15 protein-coding genes and 1 pseudogene are annotated in these 19,239 nt (G+C 63.7%); 9 read left to right on the top strand and 7 right to left on the bottom strand.

Annotated features, from left to right (window positions below):
* Positions 1-116: 116 nt before the first annotated feature.
* Together HB778_RS43570 and HB778_RS33035 are read right to left on the bottom strand one after the other, a co-directional pair.
* Positions 117-1,913, bottom strand: coding sequence for a hypothetical protein (locus tag HB778_RS43570; RefSeq protein ID WP_432421221.1), 1,797 nt, complete (start codon positions 1,911-1,913; stop codon positions 117-119).
* A complete protein-coding gene (locus tag HB778_RS33035) occupies positions 1,847-6,712 on the bottom strand; it encodes a kinesin (protein WP_432421220.1) in 4,866 nt (1,621 codons plus the stop codon). The genes HB778_RS43570 and HB778_RS33035 overlap by 67 nt, the downstream gene beginning before the upstream one ends.
* A gap of 272 nt (positions 6,713-6,984) precedes the next feature.
* Here HB778_RS33035 and HB778_RS33030 point away from each other — a divergent pair, with 272 nt between their 5' ends.
* The 3 genes from HB778_RS33030 to HB778_RS33020 all read left to right on the top strand — a co-directional run bounded on the left by HB778_RS33030 (position 6,985) and on the right by HB778_RS33020 (position 9,024).
* A complete protein-coding gene (locus HB778_RS33030; RefSeq protein WP_095200060.1) occupies positions 6,985-7,353 on the top strand; it encodes an Hpt domain-containing protein in 369 nt (122 codons plus the stop codon).
* Between the two features lie 96 nt (positions 7,354-7,449).
* A complete protein-coding gene (locus HB778_RS33025; protein ID WP_183459963.1) occupies positions 7,450-7,770 on the top strand; it encodes a 2Fe-2S iron-sulfur cluster-binding protein in 321 nt (106 codons plus the stop codon).
* Between the two features lie 222 nt (positions 7,771-7,992).
* The gene (locus HB778_RS33020) at positions 7,993-9,024 is read left to right on the top strand and encodes an NAD(P)/FAD-dependent oxidoreductase (RefSeq protein ID WP_183459961.1); all 1,032 of its coding nucleotides are present in this window, start codon (positions 7,993-7,995) and stop codon (positions 9,022-9,024) included.
* A 9-nt stretch (positions 9,025-9,033) separates the two neighbouring features.
* Here the strand turns inward: HB778_RS33020 and HB778_RS33015 are convergent.
* Both HB778_RS33015 and HB778_RS33010 read right to left on the bottom strand, forming a co-directional pair.
* Positions 9,034-10,516: pseudogene (locus HB778_RS33015) on the bottom strand (MDR family MFS transporter).
* Between the two features lie 229 nt (positions 10,517-10,745).
* Entirely contained in the window at positions 10,746-11,369 is a 624-nt protein-coding gene (locus HB778_RS33010) for a DUF922 domain-containing Zn-dependent protease (RefSeq protein WP_183459959.1), read from the bottom strand.
* Between the two features lie 115 nt (positions 11,370-11,484).
* Here HB778_RS33010 and folP point away from each other — a divergent pair, with 115 nt between their 5' ends.
* From folP to folK, 3 genes are read left to right on the top strand one after another with little or no spacing between them, the layout of a single operon-like run.
* Positions 11,485-12,336 (top strand): dihydropteroate synthase, encoded by an 852-nt coding sequence (gene folP, locus HB778_RS33005; protein WP_183459957.1) that lies wholly within the window; start codon positions 11,485-11,487, stop codon positions 12,334-12,336.
* 3 nt (positions 12,337-12,339) lie between these two features.
* Complete coding sequence (gene folB, locus HB778_RS33000) at positions 12,340-12,699, top strand: dihydroneopterin aldolase (RefSeq protein WP_010909658.1); 360 nt, start codon at positions 12,340-12,342, stop codon at positions 12,697-12,699.
* Entirely contained in the window at positions 12,683-13,195 is a 513-nt protein-coding gene (gene folK / locus HB778_RS32995; protein WP_183459955.1) for a 2-amino-4-hydroxy-6-hydroxymethyldihydropteridine diphosphokinase, read from the top strand. The genes folB and folK overlap by 17 nt, the downstream gene beginning before the upstream one ends.
* Positions 13,196-13,230: 35 nt before the next feature.
* Here folK and HB778_RS32990 read toward each other — a convergent pair whose 3' ends face one another.
* Both HB778_RS32990 and HB778_RS32985 read right to left on the bottom strand, forming a co-directional pair.
* On the bottom strand, positions 13,231-13,776 hold the full coding sequence (locus HB778_RS32990) for a DUF924 family protein (RefSeq protein WP_183459953.1): 546 nt from the start codon (positions 13,774-13,776) through the stop codon (positions 13,231-13,233).
* A 15-nt stretch (positions 13,777-13,791) separates the two neighbouring features.
* Positions 13,792-15,627, bottom strand: coding sequence for a monovalent cation:proton antiporter-2 (CPA2) family protein (locus HB778_RS32985; protein ID WP_183459951.1), 1,836 nt, complete (start codon positions 15,625-15,627; stop codon positions 13,792-13,794).
* 160 nt (positions 15,628-15,787) lie between these two features.
* Between HB778_RS32985 and HB778_RS32980 the strand changes: the two genes are divergently transcribed.
* The 3 genes from HB778_RS32980 (at position 15,788) to HB778_RS32970 (ending at position 18,491) form a co-directional block, all read left to right on the top strand.
* Positions 15,788-16,777, top strand: coding sequence for an AraC family transcriptional regulator (locus HB778_RS32980; protein ID WP_183465308.1), 990 nt, complete (start codon positions 15,788-15,790; stop codon positions 16,775-16,777).
* Positions 16,778-16,836: 59 nt separating this feature from the next.
* A complete protein-coding gene (locus HB778_RS32975) occupies positions 16,837-18,045 on the top strand; it encodes an MFS transporter (RefSeq protein WP_183459949.1) in 1,209 nt (402 codons plus the stop codon).
* 179 nt (positions 18,046-18,224) lie between these two features.
* On the top strand, positions 18,225-18,491 hold the full coding sequence (locus tag HB778_RS32970) for a hypothetical protein (protein WP_095200069.1): 267 nt from the start codon (positions 18,225-18,227) through the stop codon (positions 18,489-18,491).
* 92 nt (positions 18,492-18,583) lie between these two features.
* Here HB778_RS32970 and HB778_RS32965 read toward each other — a convergent pair whose 3' ends face one another.
* A complete protein-coding gene (locus HB778_RS32965; RefSeq protein WP_183459947.1) occupies positions 18,584-19,135 on the bottom strand; it encodes a hypothetical protein in 552 nt (183 codons plus the stop codon).
* Between the last annotated feature and the right edge of the window lie 104 nt (positions 19,136-19,239).

The following is a 19,239-nucleotide window of genomic DNA, read 5'->3' as shown; positions in this document are numbered from 1 at the left end:
GGCTTTGGCTTTGGCGAGCGCATCCGGGCCGCAACAGCCAGTTGGGATGGGCTCTACGTGCACCGGAGATTTAGGCAGAAACAGGCGGGGCGATGGCCCCGCCTGTTAATTTCGGCTCAGTGCAACCGCCCGCTGGCGTGGGCCAGCATGGTGTAGACCTTGCCGGTATCCGACGTCAGGTAGGTCTGCGCCATGATGTTGTCGCGGTCGTTGCGCGAGACATCCTTGAGCAGCTTTTCGAAGTCGTCGCAGTAACGGTCGACGGCGGCGCGGAACTCGGCCTCTCCCTGATACTTGCGGCGGATTTCGTCGAAGGTCTGCTGACCCTTCAGCGTGTAGAGCCGGCGCGTGAACACGTCCCGCTCGCCGCGCCGATAGCGGTTCCACAGCTCGATCGAAGCATCGTGGTCGATCGCCCGCGCAATATCGACGGACAGCGAGTTCAGTGATTCCACAACATGCAGCGGCGAGCGCTGGGCAGGGGCCGCGCGCGGTGCTTCCGCGGGCGCCGAAGGTGGTGCTGCCGGCCTGAGATCCGCATCGTTCGATGCCGCGGTCAGGAGATCACGCACCCAGCCGCCCTGCGGCGTGCGGGCGCCGGCGTCAGGACGCTGGCGCGGTGCCGCCTCGGCCGGACGCTCGAGATCGAGCGTGCCGCGAAGTGCTGCGCCACCCAGCGGCGCCTGGGGCGTGCGAAGCTCCGGCTGCGGTGCCGGCGCGCGACGCGGCGGCTCGGCAGGACGTGCCGCCGGCGCTTGCGGCGCCGGGCGCAGCGGGCGTGGCTCAGCGGCATCGCCGCCGCCGCGACCGGACTTCGCAACGATGTCCGAAAGTTCCTTCAGGGCGTTGATCTGCTCCGAAACGGCGCGGCGGATGGCGGAGGTCGATTCCTTTGCCTCTTCCGGCATCTCGATGACGCCCTTCTTGAGCTCGGCGCGGGTCAGGTCGAGTTCGCTCTTGATCGAGCTCGCGGTGCGCCGCATCTCATCGGTGGCATCGGCGAAGCGCTTGGTGGCGGAATCGACGACATCGGTGATGGCGTTGCGGATCTTGTCGGCCGATTCCATCGTCTTGCCTTCGGCATTCTGCAGCGTCTGGCCGACGAGGTTCTCGAACGAGCGCATGACCCTTTCGAGATCTTCCGACTTCTTGACCAGGCCGACGGCGAGATCTTCGAGCGACGACTGCCTTTCCAGCGTGTGTTCGAGGTTGCTCTGGGCCGAGCTCAACAGGTCCGAGGCGCTGGCCAGCAGACGGCTGTGTTCATCGAACTTGGTGGCGATCGAGGCCACTTCGCGCAAGGTCGACGAAGACAGTTCCGTCAGCCTCGTGGTGTTCGGATCGACCAGACGCGCCGAGCTGGCGAAGGTCTGAGCCGCCTTTTCGGTGGTGGCCGCGAAGCTCTGCGTGCTGCCGGTCAGGCGTTCGTCGACCTGGCCGAGGTTGACCGCGGCCTGCTCGATCAGCTGGCCGAGCTGCGAGCTGGAGTTGGTCATGCGGCCGATCAGATCGGCAACGCTGTCCGACAGCGACGAGCGGGCGCCTTCGACCGCCGACAAGGTCTCGGCGGTGCGGCTGGCGAGCGCGTTGACCAAGGCTGCATTTTCGCTGCGCAACTTCTCCGTGGCGCGTTCGGTGACCTCTTCCATGCTCTTTTGCAGTTCCGAGCCGCCCTGGGCAAAACGCTCGACCAGCGGCCGCGCGGTCTCGTCGAGGATTTTAGACATTTCGGCGGAGCGCGCCGCGAGCATGGTGTTGAGTTCGCGGGTGTTGGCGCCGATCGTCTTGGCGGCATCGTTGGTGCTCTGGCCGATATGCTGGCCAACAGCGGTGAAGGTCTCGGCGATCACATTGGCGCGCGAGACGAGCTGCGCCTCGGCGCTCGACACCTGCTCGTTGAGCCTCTGGCCCATCGTCTCGGTGGTGAAGGCGAGGCGGTTCTCGACGCTGGCGATCTGCTCCTCGACACGGGCGGCGCGGCCGCCGCGCTCGTTGCAAGACGCTCGTCGGCACCGGCAAGTGCCTGCTCGATTTCGCGGGCATGCACGGCCATCTCCTGGCCGGTCTGGCGGGCACGGTCGGCGACCCTCTGCTCGGTGCTGGCGAAAGCGCCGACGATGGTCTGCGCATGCTCGCCGATCGTCGACGAGCTGTCGGCGATGCGCGCGACCAGGCGCTGGTCGGCCTCGTCGAAGATGCGGCCGATTTCCGAAGCACGGCTGGACAGCGCATCCGAGCCTTCGGCGATACGCGAGACCAATTGCTGATCGGCGGCATCGAAGATGCGGCCAAGGTCCGACGCGCGGGCGGCCAGCGCCTCGGCCGATTCGCCGATGCGCACGCCGAGCCGCTGGTCGGCGCTTTCGAAGTTGCGCAGGATGTCGCCGGCGCGGGCGGCCAGCGACTGTGCCGTCTCGACGGCGCGGGCAACCAGTTTCTGGTCGGCCGCATCAAAGGCCCCGGCGATCTCGTTTGCACGGGCGGCGAGATGATCCGCGGTATCCTGAGCGCGGGCGGCCAATTGATCGGTGGTTGCCTGGGCACGGGCGGCGAGCTTCTGGTCCGCCATGTCGAAGGTACCGGCGATCTCGCCGGCGCGGGCGGCCAGCTGATCGGCGGTTTCATGGGCACGGGCCAGCAGGGAGCTGGAGGTGTCGTCGGCACGGGCGAGCAAGGCGTTCGACGTATCTTCCGCACGGGCGTGGAGGCGACGGTCGGCTTCCTCGAAGGTGCGGGCGATGTCTTCGGCCCGCGCCAGAAGGGCGGCGGACGTCTGCTCTGCGCGCTCGGCGATCTTGCGATCGGCGTCACTGAATGCCGCGCCAGCCTGCTCATGCAGCGTGCTGGTGACCTCCAGGACCTTTTCGCGCAAGGCGCCGGCGACGAAGACCGCGCTCTTCTCGAGCACGCTGCGGACATTGTCGACGCCGGTCGAGAGCGCGCGCTCCATGGTTCCGGCGCGTTCCTCGATGATGCCGGTCTGGCGGCTGAACGCCTGCTCGATCTTGTCCACATCGGCGGCGATCGCGGCCGAAATGTCGGTGCTCCGGGCAGCGATCTGATCGATGTGGCCGGACAGCGAACGGTCGACATCCTTGCGGGTCTCGGCGAGCTTGCCGAGATCGTCTTCCAGCGCGCGGCTCAGCATGTTGCGGCCTTCGGCGAGCTTGCCGACATGGCCGGCGATGATACCGTCGATATCGCCGCGGCTTTCGGTCAGCATCTGCAGGTCGGCTTCGAGGGCGCGCTTGAGAATGTCGCGGCCTTCGGCCAGCTTCTCGACCTGGCCGGCGACGAGGCCGTCGATGCTGGAGCGGCTTTCGGCCAGTTTGGCGAGATCGGCTTCGAGGGCGCGTCTGAGTACGTCGCGGCCTTCGGCCAGTTTCTCAACCTGGCCGGCCACCAGGCCGTCGATGCTCGAACGGCTCTCGGCCAGCTTGGCAAGATCGTCCTCGAGGGCCTTCGACAGAGTAGAACGATCCTGGACGAGCCTTTCCGCATGGCTGTTCACCAGGCCGCTGACGCTCTCAAGGTCGGCTTCCAGAGCTTGTGCGAACTGCGCGCGGTCGTCGACAAGCTTTTGCGACTGGTCGGCAACTGCACCTCTGATCGTGTTGAGGTCGGCTTCCAAAGCCCGCTTGAGGATATCTCGGCCTTCGGCGAGCTTCTCGACCTGGCCGGAAACCAGCCCGTCAATGCTCGACCGGCTTTCGGCCAGCTTGGCGAGGTCGTCTTCCAATGCCTTGGAAAGTGTCGAGCGGTCCTGCACGAGTCTTTCGGCGTGGCTGTTCACCAACCCGCTGACGTTTCCGAGGTCGACTTCCAATGCTTTCGACAGTGTCGAACGGTCTTGAACAAGTCGCTCAGAGTGGCTGTTGACCAACCCGTTGACCGTCTCGAGATCGGCTTCGAGCGCCTGGGCGAACTGCGCGCGGTCGTCGACCAGCTTCTGCGACTGGTCGGCAACGGTGCTCCTGATCGTGTTGAGGTCGGCTTCCAGGGCGCGCTTGAGGATGTCGCGGCCTTCGGCCAGTTTTTCCACCTGGCCGGCGACGAGGCCGTCGATGCTGGAGCGGCTGTCGGCCAGCTTGGCGAGATCGTCCTCGAGAGCCTTCGACAGGGTCGAACGATCCTGAACCAGCCTGTTCATGTGGTCGGCGATGACGCTGTTCACATTCTGCAGGTCGGCTTCCAGAACCCGCGAAAGCTGTCCGCGGTCCTCCGCCAGTTTTTCCGACTGGCTCGAAATGACACCCTTGATGGTGTTGAGGTCGGATTCCAGGGCGCGCTTGAGAATGTCGCGGCCCTCGGCCAGCTTCTCAACCTGGCCGGCGACGAGGCCATCGATGCTCGAGCGGCTTTCTGCCAGCTTGGCAAGGTCGGCTTCGAGCGTCTGCGACAGCAGGCTGCGGTCGTTGGCAAGCCGTCCCGAATGATCGTCAAGCAGGCCCCGGATGCCCGAGAGATCGCTCTCGAGCGAACGGCCGAGCTGGCTGCGGTCTTCCACCAGCTTTGCCGAATGCGCCTCGATCAGGCTCTTGATGCCGGCAATGTCGTTTTCCAGAGCCTTGGCGAGTACGGCACGGCCCTCGGCGATCTTCTCGACCTGGCCGGCGACCAGCCCGTCGATGCTGGCGCGGCTGTCGGACAGTTTGCCAAGATCTGCTTCCAGGGCGCGTGACAGGATGTTGCGGCCTTCGGCGAGTTTTCCAACGTGGCCGGCGACCATTTCATCAATGATCGTACGGGCTTGCACGAGTTTTCCGGAGTCTTCGTTGAGAGCCAGCGCGAGCCGGTTGCGGCCGTCTTCCAGCCTTTCGAGGTGGCTGCCCAGCGACGCGTCGATGGCAGCACGCGATTCATTGACCTTGCGCAGATCCTCTTCGAGGGCGCGCGCGATCAGGTTGCGGCCTTCGGCCAGCTTCTGCACCTGGTTGGTCACCGCGGCATCGATGCCGGCGCGGCCTTCGGCGAATTTCTCCAGATCCGCCTGCATGGCGGCGGCCATGCGTTCGCGGCTTTCGGACAGCTTGCGGCTGTGGTTTTCGACGGCTTCCTCGATGCCGACACGGGCGTCGGCAAGCCGCTGGATGTCGCTATCGAAAGAGCGCGAGACGACATGACGCGCCGCTTCCATGCGTCCGGCAAAGTCGCTGGCGCGGGCCTCCAGCATGCTCGACGTCGAGGTGACGATGTCGGCCATGTCGGCGCCGATCTGGATCTTGCCCTGATCGATCATCGCGGCCAGCGTGTCCTTGCTCTCGGCGAAGGTGTGGGCGATTTCGCGGGCGCGCTCGACCAGCGTTTCGTTGATCTGGCGGGCGCGGGCCTCGAGCGCGGCGTTCAACTTCTGGGTACCGGTGTCCAGCGCTTCGGCGCGGGTCTGGAACTCGCTGATCAGCGCCTGGCCACGTTCAGCGAGCGTGCGCTCGATGCCATTGAGGCTGGCTTCGAATTCCGAATTGAGGGTGCGCGCGGCGCCGCCAAGCAGCGACACCATGCCGGTGGTGCGATCGTCGAGCAGATCGGTCAGCGAGCGGGTCAGGCCGTCCGTCGTATCGGTCAGCTTGGCAATGCGCGTGTCGAGCAGGCTGGCGAAGGCCTCGCCAGAGGTCGACAGCCTGTCGGTGATACGATCGAGCCGGCCTTCAACCGAATCGAAGATCGACATCGAGCTTTCATTGATGCGGTCGATCAGCGTGTCGCCGGAATTGGTGATCGTCATCGACAGCTTGGTCGAGGCGTTGAGGATCGAGTCGCGGATGATGTCGCTGGCAGCGCCGATTTCGTCCCTGAGCGTCTCATGCGCACCCGAAATCGAGGCGCGGACCCGTTCGGCATGGGTGACGACCGCCTCGCGCTCGCTGCCGAGCCCGTCGACCAGCGAACGGATGCGAGTTTCGTTTTCCGAATAGGAGCGTTCGATCTGGTTGACTTCGCTGTGGACCAGCGTTTCCAGCTCGACGGCACGGGCAAGCGTGCGTTCGATGCCTTCGCCCATGGCCGCCACCTCGCGGCGAACAGCCTGGCCGATCATCATGACGCGATCCTGCGCCATGTTTTCCGGCTCGGTCAGGCGGAAGGCCACTTCCGTCATCGACTGGGCGGCAATGCGCATGTCCTGGGCGCGGCGAATCATCGCCGCGAAGGCCCAGAACAGGATGATCGGTACGATCGCCGCGATGGCGAGGCCAATCAGCTCGGGCCGGGCAAGGAACTGGTCGAGTGTGCGGATCCGCCAGATGCTCGGTCCGAACAGCAAGTTGGCGAGCCCGCCGGCGCCCGCGATCCAGGCGAGCGAGACAAAGGCAACGATCCAGTAGACCGTGTTGGAGGCGCGCCTGTTGAGGCTGTGCAGGAGTGTCTTGTAATCTTTCTGACGATCGTCATTGGCCGGTGCAAAGCCCGCGGGCTGCGTGCCATTGCCATTGCGTGTCTCGACGGGGCGCAGTTCGGCGGGCTTGGCCTTTGGCGCGGACTGATTGGCAATGGGGGCCTGATTGGCGGCGGGGGCCGGCTTCTGGCTGCGTCCCTCGCGGGCCAGTTCGTCGGCGGCTTGAGATATCTGCGCCTCCAGATCTTCCATCGAAGCCGCGATATCGAGATCGCCGCTACCGACATCGCTGCTGAGGTCGAGATCGAGCGCTTTTTCCAGTTCCCTGGCCACGTCGCTGTCGAGATTTCTCGTCGTCGTCGTTGGTTTCTTTGCCATGCCTTCGCTACCCTGTACTAGCTGCCGCGGGCTTATAATTGTCTTTTGTCGTACCCCGCGCAGGAGGCTGAAAATGGACCCTCGTATCGTAATGACACAGGGGGGTAAAGAAAACATGCATTCCGCGAGATACGTAAAACTTTAAATATAAGGTTAACGGAAGCGTGATTTGGGCGCCGTTTTCGCAACATTTTTCCCGGCCATTCATTAACCCGTTGTCCATTGGATTCGCCTAGTTTTTCAGGCGACCGAAGAAAACGGAGTTCGAGTTCATGCGTGGCGAAAGCGGCATTGCCTTCTCAATGCCCGGGGGCGACGTATCGGGAACCAGACAGTCCCGACCGGTCGATTTGGCACACCTTGCCCGGCAGACGATGGGCGACCGCGCCCTCGAGCAGGAGGTGCTGGCGCTGTTTGTACAGCAGGCGTTGTCGGTACGCGACAAAATAGTCGATGCCGATCTCAAGGATCGGCTCCTGCTGGCGCATGGTTTGAAGGGGTCGGCGCGCGGCGTCGGCGCCTTCGCCATCGCCGATTGCGCCACCGAGATCGAGCGGAGCCCGGAAGACGGCCAGACGCTCAAGCGGCTTGGCAAGCTGATCGACGAAGTGCGCGATTTCATCGCCGCCATCAATCGCTGACCCGGTTTGTGGAAAAACGTCACCGAGCGGCGCTTTCGCGCGGCAGTTGACTTGTCTGCGGGAGTGATTATCTCGGCGGAAACTCTCAGGTGACAAATGACCAAACTGACCTTCATCGCCCATGACGGCACTCATTTCGACGTGGATGCCGAAAACGGCTCGACGGTCATGGAAAACGCCATCCGCCACGCCGTGCCGGGGATCGAGGCGGAGTGCGGCGGCGCTTGCGCCTGCGCGACCTGCCATGTCTATGTCGATGAGGCTTGGACAGCGGAAGTCGGCGAGCCGGAGGCGATGGAAGAGGACATGCTGGACTTCGCCTACGACGTCCAGCCGAACTCGCGGCTGTCCTGCCAGATCAAGGTGCGCGACGCGCTCGACGGCCTGGTGGTGCGGGTGCCGGAGCGCCAGGGCTAAGGCGTGTTGATATTCAGGTGATGCCGGCCTGCAACGGCAGGCTTCCTGCGTTCACGTACGGAAATACGCTCCGCTCCGGTTCTCGGTATCAGCCATTTTCGGCTCGGCCTGACCTGAATCTCAACACGCCTTCGGCCGACGTTCCAATTTCTTTGACATTGGCTGCTTGGCAGCAGGCCACGGCTCATGCAGTCTCGCCCCATTCCCAAGGGGACACATCGCATGACCGAAACAATCAAGACAGACGCCCTCATTGTCGGGGCAGGGCCTGTCGGCCTGTTCGCCGTGTTCGAGCTCGGCCTGTTCGACATGAAGTGCCACCTGATCGACATTCTCGACAAACCCGGCGGCCAATGCGCGGAACTCTATCCGGAAAAGCCGATCTACGACATTCCCGGCTGGCCTTCGATCTCGGCGCAAGGGTTGGTCGACAAGCTGCTCGAGCAAATCCATCCGTTCAAGCCGGACTTCACCTACAACCGCATGGTCTCCAGCCTCGAGAAACTGGAGGACGGCAGCTTTCGCGTCACCACCGACGAGAACGAGGTGTTCGAGGCCAAGGTGGTGGTGATCGCCGCCGGCGGCGGCTCGTTCCAGCCTAAGCGCCCGCCGATCCCGGGCATCGAGCCCTATGAGGGCAAGAGCGTCTTCTATTCGGTGCGCCGGATGGAGGATTTTCGCGGCCACGACCTTGTCATTGTCGGCGGCGGCGACTCGGCGCTCGACTGGACGCTGAACCTGCAGCCGGTGGCAAAGAGCGTGACGCTGGTCCATCGGCGCCCCGAATTCCGCGCGGCCCCCGACAGCGTCAACAAAATGTATGCCATGCAGGAGATGAAGCAGCTGGAATTCAGGGTCGGCCAGGTGACCGGGCTCACCGGGGCCGACGGCCAGCTGTCATCGGCCACCATCAAGGGTGGCCCGGACGGCGATATCGAAGTGCCATGCACGCGCATGCTGCCCTTCTTCGGCCTGACCATGAAGCTCGGACCGATCGCGGAATGGGGGCTCAATCTCCACGAAAACCTGATCCCGGTCGACACCGAGAAGTTCCAGACATCGGTGCCCGGCATTTTCGCGGTCGGCGACATCAACTCGTATCCAGGCAAGCTGAAGCTGATCCTGTCAGGCTTCCACGAAGTGGCGCTGATGGCGCAGGCGGCCAAGCGCATCATCAGCCCCGGCGAGCGGATCGTGTTCCAGTACACGACCTCGTCGACCAGCCTGCAGAAGAAGCTCGGCGTGGTGGGGTAAGAAGCGCTTCTATTCTGCGAGAACGGGCGCGGCCGCCTCGTCGCGGCCACGCAGCGCCTTTTCCGGCATCAACATCATTGCGACAAGCCCCAGCATCAGCGTGATGCCGGCGGTGATGAAGATCATCACGAACGGCAACGCTGATGTCAGCTGAATATGCGTCTGCGAGCCCTCGGCGGAGAGCGGCAGACCATAGCCGAGCGCGACGGCGCCGAGCAGGGCGACGCCCAGCGCGCCACCCAGCGTCCGCAGGAAGGTCAGCACGCCGGTCGCAACCCCGAGATGGGCTCGGTCGACGGCATTCTGGACAGAGACGGTCGCGACCGGGAATGTCGTTCCACCGCCCAAGCCGATCAGGGTGGTCAGGATCTCGACCTCGAGCAGCGAGGCGTGTTCCGCAATGGCACTGAGCACGCCGATGCTGGCAATGGCCAGAGTGATGCCGATCATGGCGATACGCTTGTAGTGCACGAAGCGGGGGATAAGGCGGCCGCTGGAAGCGGCACCGGCGACCGTGCCGAGCAAAAGGCCGAGCATGGCCATTCCCGATCTCGCTGACAGAGAGCCCGATGACGGTCTGCAGATAGACCGGCAGGTAGACCGAAGCGCCGATATTCGCCGCCTGCAGCAGGAACATCGACAGCGCACCGGCGAGCACGATGGGGTTGCTCAACACCTCAAGCGAGATCAACGGCTCGGCGGCCCTTAGCAGCCTCAGGGCGAACAAGACCCAGAACATGGCAGAACAGGCCACCAGCCCGAGGATTTCGCGCGAAAACCACGGATAGGTGCTGCCGCCCCAGTTGAGCGCCAGAAGCAGAAGTGCGGTGGCGATGACCAGCAGCACAGCGCCCAATCCGTCGATGCGGTGATGTTTGGCCGCGATCGGCAGCTTCTTCAGCGGCTTGTTGATGATCGCCATGGCCAGGAGCCCAAGCGGAATGTTGATCCAGAAGATCAGCGACCAGTGCAGATGTTGCGCGAAGGTGCCTCCCAGCAGTGGCCCGGCAATGCTGGCGACGGCCCAGGTGCCGGAGACCCAGGCGGCATAGCGGGCGCGTTCGCGCGGCGGCACGAGGTCACCGATGACGGTTTGCGCCAGCGCAAACAGACCGCCGCCGCCGGCACCCTGGATCGCGCGCCCTATCACCAGCACGAACATATTGGGGGCCATGGCGCTCACCACCGATCCGACGAGGAAGATGAGGATCGCCGCGTAAACGGTCGGGCGACGACCATAGACGTCGGAAATCTTGCCGTAGAGTGGTGCCACGGCGGTCCCGGTCAGGAGATAGCCGGTGACCATCCAGGGCAGATACTCGGCGTGGCCGAGCGCACGCGCGATGGTCGGCATGGCCGGCGCGATGATGGTCTGGTCGAGCGCCGCCAGCAGCATGGACAAAAGCACGCCGCCGATGATGGCGTTCTTCTCGCTTTCGGTCAGCGGTGTGGCGGCAGCCGCCATGGTCTGCTTGTCGGCAGCCTGGTCCATAGTCTTTGTCCATGTGCTTTGCGCGCTGTCCGGTCACCGATTGGGCTTGCCTGGTGTGTCCGTCGCGCGATCGGTCGTGGTGCCCGTTCCTCGAGGGTTGTGCCCTGCCAACCCGTGATATGGCGTTTCGTATAGGTCGATTTCGACTGCCGTTCGAAAATTTTCGAAGCTGGCACTACGCTTCGGCCCGGTTGGCTTGCATCGGCGCCATTGCGGGCGTCGACGAAATTCAGCCCGGTGGCGGCAGCTGGCCGTTTTCGATGCGCTGGATGCGATAGTGCATCAGCCGCAGGATACGGCTTTCGAAATTGACGCTTTCGACGCGATCGAACTGCACCTGGGCGCGGTCGTGCCTGGCGAGGATGGCGGCGGTGATTTCGGCCGCCTTGGCCTTGGCCGCCCCGCAATCCTTTTGCGGATAGGTCGCCTTCAGCGCGTCTTCCAGTACGCGCGCATGGTTCTTGGCGATCTCGACATGGCGTTCCTCGTGGCGCTTGATGTCGGCCGCCAGCGTATCCCAGAACACCCGCACATCCGGGTCCGCCTTGCGCGGACGGCGCCATTCCGGAAGGATCACCTTGACCTTGACGGTCACGACCGCGTCGGCGATCCGGCAGGAGCCTGCCTGCTTGGCGTAGCTGATACGGGTGGTGAAGGCCATCTGGGTGGCGCCGGGGTGGCGCGAGCCCGTGCTTTTGACCTGCGGGCCGTGTGTGGAGAGCTGCTTCTCGATATCCTCGAGCGTGCTGCCGCCAATGGAAAAATAGCTGTATGTTTTCACCAGATTGGCCGCGCCCGCCGGGGCGGCGGTCACGGCAAGCAGCAGCGCGCAAAGCAGGGATCGTTTCATCATATTGCCTCTTTACCCACCTTGCTTTACGGCCGTTGCCGACGCAACGGAATTGATCCCTTACGGATCACACATCGTTGATAAGCCCTTGGTTGATGAGCCCCATGGTTGATGAACAATGACGGCGAGGCGATGGCAGCTGGCGCATAGACGCCATCTCGACCTTGGCGGCAAGGCCGTGGTCGTCGGCATCCTCAACGTCACCCCCGACAGCTTTTCCGACGGCGGCCTGTTCGATGCGCCCGAAGCGGCGCTGACCCAAGCGCGCCGCATGATCGGGGAAGGGGCCCAGATCATCGATGTCGGCGGAGAATCGACCAGGCCGGGCGCCGCCACCCTATCGGCCAGCGAGGAACAGGCGCGCGTCCTGCCGGTGATCGAGGCGCTGGCGAGCGCCAGTGAGGTTTTGGTCTCGGTCGACACCTATCGTGCCGAAACCGCGCGGCTGGCCGTGGCTGCCGGCGCGCATATCGTCAACGATGTCTGGGGCCTGCAGCGCGAGCCCGATATTGCGCGGGTCGCCGCCGAAACCGGCGCCGGGCTCATCATCATGCATACTGGGCGGGATCGCGAGAAGCTGCCCGACGTGATCGCCGACCAGTTTGCGTTCCTGGAAAAATCGCTGGAGATCGCCCGCCGCAACGGCATTGCGGACGATCGCATCGTGCTTGACCCGGGCTTCGGCTTCGCCAAGGAGACGGCGCAGGAAAATCTCGACCTGATGGCACGGTTTTCCGAGCTCCATGCGCTCGGCTTTCCGCTGATGGCCGGCACCTCGCGAAAACGCTTCATCGGCACCGTCACCGGCCGCGATGCGTCCGACCGCGCCGCCGGGACGGCGGCGACCAGCGTCATTCTCAGGCTCAAGGGCGCGCATCTGTTTCGCGTCCATGATGTCGCAATCAACGTGGACGCGCTGGCCGTGGCGGATGCTATGCTGGCGCGTGAAACCGCCGCATCGGGACGCTGAGCCATGTATGTCATCCGCCTGAAGAACTGCGCCTTCTTTGCCCGGCATGGCGTGCTCGACGAGGAGGAGGCGCTCGGCCAGCGTTTCTATGTAGACGCGGTGCTGTCGGTCGAACCCGGGCGCGCGCTTGTCGACGACGCCATCGAGGAAACCGTCAACTACGGCATAGCCTTCACGGTGATCGAGAAGATCATCACCGGCGAACGGCGCTTCCTGATCGAGGCTCTGGCCATGGAAGTGGCAAAGGCGCTGACGGAGCGGTTTCCGCAGATCAGGAGGGCCGAAATCACCGTGCGCAAGCCGAACGCGCCGGTGCCTGGCGTGCTTGATTATGTCGAGGTGACCGTTGTCTGGCCCGAGTAACACCGTCTACCTCAGCCTTGGCGGCAATCTGGGCGATCCAGCTGCCTCGATGGCCTCGGCGCTGCGCATTCTCGATGCCGATGCGGACACGCGCGTCGCCGCCGTCTCCTCGCTCTACCGCACGCCGCCCTGGGGCAAGCTCGATCAGCCGGATTTCCTCAACGTCGCCGCCGAATTGTCGACGGGGCTGTCGCCACGGGCACTGCTCGACCTCTGCCTCGACGCCGAGCGGAAGCTGAAGCGTGTGCGCGAGGAACGCTGGGGGCCGCGCCTGATCGATATCGACATTCTGGTGTTCGGTGACCGCGTCATCCATGAGACCGGGCTGGAAGTGCCGCATCCGCGCATGCTGGAGCGCGCCTTCGTACTGGCGCCGCTGGCCGAGATCGCGCCGAACCTGGCCGTTGGTGGGCGAAGCGTGTCGGAGCGATTGGCTGCGGTCGACTCATCAGGCATCGAACGCCTGCGGTCCGGCCGGGATTGGTGGCTGATCTGAGCTCTCTATCAGGTGGTCGCTGGCCGTCATAGCGATCAGCCGGAGAATCCGCCTCCGTCGAGAAATGCCTGCTCCTGCGGTGTCGTTTCGCGGCCAAGCATCCTGTTGCGGTGCGGAAAGCGGCCGAAGCGTCGGATGATGTCGCGATGCTCCAGTGCGTATTTCAGGTTGAACTCGGCCCTGGCGGTGTGCAGTTCGACCGAAATGTCCTGGTCGGCAAGGTTTTCCGAATGTTCGAACGGCAGGTACAGGAAGACGCGGAGTTCCGGTTCCAGCGCCAGATCATGCCCTGATGTGACCGCCTTTTGAGCGAAATGCTTCGCCAGCGGGTCGGTGGCGCACATATGGCCGGTGCCGCGAAAGCAATTGCGCGGAAACTGGTCGAGCAGGATCATCAGCGCCAGCGAGCCTTCGGCGTGCTCCGACCAGGCGTCGCATTCGCGCCGCGCGGCGGCATAGTGCAGATCGAGAAAGCGGTCGCGAAAAGCGGCATCGAAAGCCTCGTTCTTCTCGAACCATGCATCCTCGCCGGCGTCACGCCAGAATTTGGTGACCGACAGGGCCCTGCTGTCCAATTCCATGCATGGTTCCTTCGTTCAATCGGCCGTTTCGGATTTGTGCAGAACGCCGGCCGTCTCTTCATTGAGGGCCTTACCAGGGCGGCGCGGCGTAGAGAGCGGTGTCGGAATAGGCGTGCCGATGTTGCCTCGCAGGAAGCGCTGGCCGGCGCGGATGCCTTCGGCGAGCTGGGTTTCGAAACGGTCGGTGTCGCGGCGCCTGACGTCCTCGATCGTCTCGGCGACGTCTTCAGGATCGACGCCGAGCGATTCCAGCGCCGAGCCACCGAAAACCAGCGCCGATTCGAAGGTCTCGCGCAGCTGATAGTCGACGCCGACGCGGATGAGTTGCAGAGCGGTGCCGCGATCGAAGGCGCGCGCCAGCACGGTAAGCAAGGGAAACTCAGCCTTGATGAGCTCGGCGATGCGAACGGCGGCATCGGCCTTGTCGACGCAGATCAGCACGGCGCGCGCCTGGCCCGCGCCTGCGGCGCGCAGGATGTCGAGCCGCGTGCCGTCGCCATAATAGACCTTGAAGCCGAAATCGGCGGCCGCCTGGATCATCTCGACATCGTTGTCGATGATCGACACGTCGATGCCGCGCAGCAGCAGCGGCTGGCTGGCGATCTGGCCGAAGCGGCCGAAGCCGATGACCAGCACACTGCCGGTCAGGCCGTCGGCGACATCGACCCCGTCGAGCGACTGCTCGTCGCGCGGGGTGACATAGCGCAAGGCGATGATCGCCAGCGGCGTCAGCACCATGGAGATGATGACGATTGCCGTCAGCGTCGCGTTGGCCTGGCCGTCGATGATGCCGACGGCAGCGGCTGCGGAGTAGAGGACGAAGGCGAATTCACCGCCCTGCGCCATGAAGACCGCGCGTTCCAGCGCTTCGCGATGGCCTGTTTTGAGGATGCGGGCGACGATGTAGATGCCGAGCGCCTTCATCACCATGTAGGCGACGACATAGATGGCGATCAGCTTCCAGTTCGCGACCACCACATGCAGGTCGAGCGACATGCCGACCGCAAGGAAGAACAGGCCGAGCAGGATGCCGCGGAACGGCTCGATGTCGGCTTCCAACTGATGACGGAAGGTCGATTCGGACAGAAGAACGCCGGCCAGGAACGCGCCCATCGCCATCGACAGGCCGCTGAGCTGCATGACGAGCGCCGATCCAAGCACCACCAGAAGCGCCGCGGCCGTCATCACCTCACGGGCACGGGCATCCGCCAGGATGCGGAAGAAGGGGTTGAGCAGATAGCGTCCGGCCAGCACCAGTCCGACGATCGCTGCAAGCCCGATGCCGACCTCGATCAGCCTTTCCGACAGGCTGGTGTCGGCGCCGCCCGGCGCCAGGAACGCGATCAGGGCCAGCAGCGGCACGATGGCCAGATCTTCCAGCAGCAGGATGGAAACGATGCGCTGGCCCTTCGGCGAGGCGATTTCGCCACGTTCCTCGAGAAGCTGCATGACGATCGCCGTCGAGGTCAGCACGAAACCGGCGCCGGCGACGAAGGATTGCGAGACTGGAAAGCCTCCGGCCACACCGACACCGGTCAGCAGAACCGCGCAGACGCCGACCTGCAGCGCGCCGAGCCCGAAAATCTCCCGGCGCAGGCCCCAAAGACGCGACGGCTGCATTTCCAGCCCGATGATGAACAGGAACATGACGACGCCGAGCTCGGCGACGTGGAGGATGGCCCCTGATTCGGAAAAGATACGAAGGCCAAACGGGCCGATCACCACGCCGGCGGCGAGATAGCCTAGGATCGAGCCGAGGCCCATGCGTTTGAAGATCGGAACGGCGACGACACCCGCGGCAAGCAGCGCCACCACCTGAATGAGATCGCTGCCCGACGCTTCCGCTGCCATGCCTCTTGTCCCTATGTCCGACAGCACTCCTTGCATGCAGTTGGAGCGGGAGGCAAGGGCGGGGAGCCTGCCAGGACGGGTAGGTGCCGTTGAAGCGTTTCCCCTGGTGGAACAACCGTCTCCGCTTGCCTGCCGGACGATCGGTGTCTATATCGGCGGGATGACTATCCATTCGTCCCGGCCGTCTCCGCCGTCCCATATTCCGATGGATGCGCTCAGCGAAGTCCTACAAGACTTTCGCTTGAGCGGCGTCAGTTATGGCCGCTGCGAGCTCCGACATCCTTGGAGCATAGAGTTTCCGCAACAATCGCTGCTTCGTTTTCACTTTGTCGGTCAGGGTCCTTGCTGGATCCATACCGAAGCGCAAGGCTGGCAGGAGTTGCGCGATGGCGATCTGGCGCTGCTGCCGCAAGGCATCGGCCATCGGCTGGCCAGCGCGCCGGACGTTGCAGGCGGCTCGCTCGATGATTGCCGGGTAACCAAGTTGGGGAGCAACGTCTGCGAAGTCGTACGGGAAGGCACGGGCGCGACAAGCACCCTTTTCTGCGGCTCAATGGCCTTAGGCACCTGTGCGTTAAACCCATTGATCACGCTGATGCCGCCTATCATCAAGGGTTGCGACGTGGCCGGCAATGACCCGGTGGTTGGTCCGTTGCTGGCGGCCATGACCGCGGAGGCCGCGCAACCGCAGATGGGCAGCGCCACCATCTTGTCGCGTATGGCGGACTTGCTGACGGCCCGGCTCATTCGCTGCTGGGTCAATTGTACGGGAGCTTCGACCACCGGTTGGCTCGCTGCCATCCGCGACCCCCATATTGGCCGCGCTCTGGCAGCCATGCACAGAGACCCCGGCCATAACTGGACGCTCGAAAGCCTCGCCAGCCTGGCAGGCCAATCGCGCTCGATTTTCGCCGAGCGCTTCAGCGCTATACTGGGAGAGGGTGCTGCACGCTATCTCGCCCGTTTGCGCATGCAGCTTGCCCGCGAGTTGTTGGGGCAAAACGGCTTGTCGGTGGCCGAGGTTGCTACCCGCTTGGGCTATGATTCCGAGGCGTCCTTCGCTCGCGCCTTCAAGCGCATCACCAATGTCTCGCCAGGCGTTGTGCGTCGCACAAATCCCGGACGAATAGACATGGATTTCGGATTTTGAGATACATATCATCCGAGAAGACTCGTTTATGAAGATCTCCAAACTTTGGAGATCTTTCCGTGACTGACACAACATTACAGCTTGAAGACGCGGCGATAGACGTTGATGCCGCTGCGCCTGCCGCGTGGAGCGCAACCACCTGGTTCGCGGTCATTTCATTGGCGGCCACCAGCTTTGCCCTGGTCTCAGCCGAATTTCTGCCGGCAGGTCTGCTGACGCCAATGGCGCGCGATCTCGGCATCAGCGAGGGAACGGCCGGACAGGTCGTCACCGCCACCGCTTCTGTCGGCGCCGTGACGGCCATGTTGAGCAATGTTCTGATCGGCCGATTGAACCGCAAGACGGTGCTGGTTGGCCTCATGGCCCTAGCGGTCGCTTCCAATATTCTTGCGGCGCTGGCGCCCAATTTCTGGCTGCTGTTGTTAGGCCGGGCCGGGCTGGGAATCGCTCTCAGCGCTTTCTGGGCGCTTTCGGTCGCCGTCGTCGCGAGGCTGGTTGGCGCCAATGCGACAGGTAGGGGCATGGCTATCGTCACCCTCGGCGTCTCGCTCGCCACCATTGCGGCACCGTCGATGGGTGCGCTGATCAGCGACTGGCTGGGATGGCGCAGCGCCATGGCCATGACAGCGGGGCTGGCCGTGGTTGCCATGTTGCTGCAATTGCTTAGCCTACCGTCTTTGCCTGCAACGGCGAGCAATAGCCTTGCAGACGTCCTTCGGCTGACACGGCGGCGTGGCATCCAACTTGGTATGCTTGCTATTCTTTTGCTGATGACGGGGCATTTTGCCGGCTCGGTCTATGTGCGTCCCTTTCTCGAACATGTGACGCTCCTTGCAACCGGGCCAATTGCCCTGGCGTTGCTCGGATTTGGCATCGCCGCAGTGATCGGCAATATTGCCGGTGGCCGCATGGCCGACGCCAATATCCGCGTGGCTCTCGTGGTTACCGCCGCATTGATGGCGTTTGCGGCGCTGGCATTGGTGCTTTGGGGCGTGCACATTGGCGTTGCCTTTGGCTTCGCTACGCTGTGGGGCTTCGCCTTCGGCATGGCGCCGGTGGTGCTGCCGACAAATTTGTCTCGCGCAGCGCCGGACGCGCTCGAAGCCGCGGGCAGCCTGATGGTCGCCTCTTTTCAGGTCGCCATCACCATCGGCGCGGTTGCCGGCGGCTATGCGGTGGACACCTATGGCCCTACAGCGCCTTTGACCGTGACTGCTATCCTTGCCGCATCGACGGCCGTCCTGGCGCTGCTACAGCCGCGCAACTAAACTTTGCCGCCGCTGACACAGTAGCCTGAATCCGGCCCAGACAATATTGCAGGCGCGTTACACAAGTTTACGCCATGCGCGCGTTGCTTGTTGCCACAATCGAAGGCTAAGGACGCTCGGCTTCGGCCATTGGAGGGTGAGCGACGATCAAGTCGCGCCCTTTTGAGGAGATGAGTGACATGAAGAAGTTTTTGCTTGTTGCCGTCGGCCTGGCGGTGCTTGCCGGTTCGGCCTGTTCGAAGGCACCTGAATGCACGGCCGAGATCGCGACCAAGAAGGCGCAGGACATGGCTGCCGCGCTGCAGGAAGCGATCACCAAGGATCCGTCCAAGGCAGCTGACCTGACCGCCAAGGTCCAGGCGGTGACAACCAAGTACCAGGGCGCCACGACGCTCGCCGACGCCTGCAAGGCGTATGACGAGGTGACGGCCGCCATCAAGGGCTAAGCGCCTGATTCGACTGGTTCAGGGAGGCGGTAGCGATGGGCTGCCGCCTCTTTGCTTTTGGGGATGTGTCAGGGGTAGAGCGCGATAGGCGCTCAGTTCGGCGTGATGGAGCCGACTTCGACGGCATCGACGCGCTTCAAGCTCATGCCGATGACCGGCACCAGCTGGTCCTGGACACGCACGGCAACCGTCACGGTCATCGAATTGTCGTCGGGAATACGGGCCTGCATGACTCCGCGCAACTGGTTGCGGTTGATGGTGAAGACCACTTTGCGGGCATCGACAACGTTGCCGCCGATGATGTCGAGGCCGGCACCGTCCGCGCCACCCATGAAGGAACCTTTGTAATCGCGGCCCTTGCGCTCGATCTTGGCCGACATCTGCTGGGTGAACATGCCGACCCGGCAGCCGCCGTCGAGCGTCATGCCCATCTTGCCGTCCGGCGTCGAGCCGGTGAAGCTGCAGTTGAATTTCGTGCCCTTGTACTTGCCGGCGACGATTTCGCCCGGGCCAACCCATTTGCCTTCGGCCGACTGGAAGAACTGCTTGTCCGGCTCTGTAGCGGAAGCTCCCGAGGCGACACCGACGACTGTTGTGATCGCGACGGCCAGGGGAAGGACGCTGGACAGAATTACGCTTTTCATCGACGACACCCGGCAACAAAGAGGCTGTTTGGAACCGGTCTGACCATGAAGAAGATTGGTTAATGCTTCGTCACTGAGGGGCCTCGAAACCGCGATCCATTCAC

The sequence above is a fragment of the Mesorhizobium huakuii genome (genome assembly GCF_014189455.1).
GTDB classification, from domain to species: Bacteria; Pseudomonadota; Alphaproteobacteria; order Rhizobiales; family Rhizobiaceae; genus Mesorhizobium; species Mesorhizobium huakuii_A.
The sequence above is the reverse complement of the archived record's forward strand: the minus strand, read 5'-3'. Positions and strand labels throughout refer to the sequence as shown.

Coding starts and splice junctions, on each gene's coding strand:
- folP (WP_183459957.1), top strand. CDS start 11,485: ATGACGGCGAGGCGATGGCAGCTGGCGCATAGACGCCATCTCGACCTT.
- HB778_RS33025 (WP_183459963.1), top strand. CDS start 7,450: ATGACCAAACTGACCTTCATCGCCCATGACGGCACTCATTTCGACGTG.
- HB778_RS33010 (WP_183459959.1), bottom strand. CDS start 11,369: ATGATGAAACGATCCCTGCTTTGCGCGCTGCTGCTTGCCGTGACCGCC.
- HB778_RS33035 (WP_432421220.1), bottom strand. CDS start 6,712: ATGGCAAAGAAACCAACGACGACGACGAGAAATCTCGACAGCGACGTG.
- HB778_RS32980 (WP_183465308.1), top strand. CDS start 15,788: ATGACTATCCATTCGTCCCGGCCGTCTCCGCCGTCCCATATTCCGATG.
- folB (WP_010909658.1), top strand. CDS start 12,340: ATGTATGTCATCCGCCTGAAGAACTGCGCCTTCTTTGCCCGGCATGGC.
- HB778_RS33020 (WP_183459961.1), top strand. CDS start 7,993: ATGACCGAAACAATCAAGACAGACGCCCTCATTGTCGGGGCAGGGCCT.
- HB778_RS32970 (WP_095200069.1), top strand. CDS start 18,225: ATGAAGAAGTTTTTGCTTGTTGCCGTCGGCCTGGCGGTGCTTGCCGGT.
- HB778_RS32985 (WP_183459951.1), bottom strand. CDS start 15,627: ATGGCAGCGGAAGCGTCGGGCAGCGATCTCATTCAGGTGGTGGCGCTG.
- HB778_RS32965 (WP_183459947.1), bottom strand. CDS start 19,135: ATGAAAAGCGTAATTCTGTCCAGCGTCCTTCCCCTGGCCGTCGCGATC.
- HB778_RS32990 (WP_183459953.1), bottom strand. CDS start 13,776: ATGGAATTGGACAGCAGGGCCCTGTCGGTCACCAAATTCTGGCGTGAC.
- HB778_RS33030 (WP_095200060.1), top strand. CDS start 6,985: ATGCGTGGCGAAAGCGGCATTGCCTTCTCAATGCCCGGGGGCGACGTA.
- HB778_RS43570 (WP_432421221.1), bottom strand. CDS start 1,913: ATGGGCCAGAGGCTCAACGAGCAGGTGTCGAGCGCCGAGGCGCAGCTC.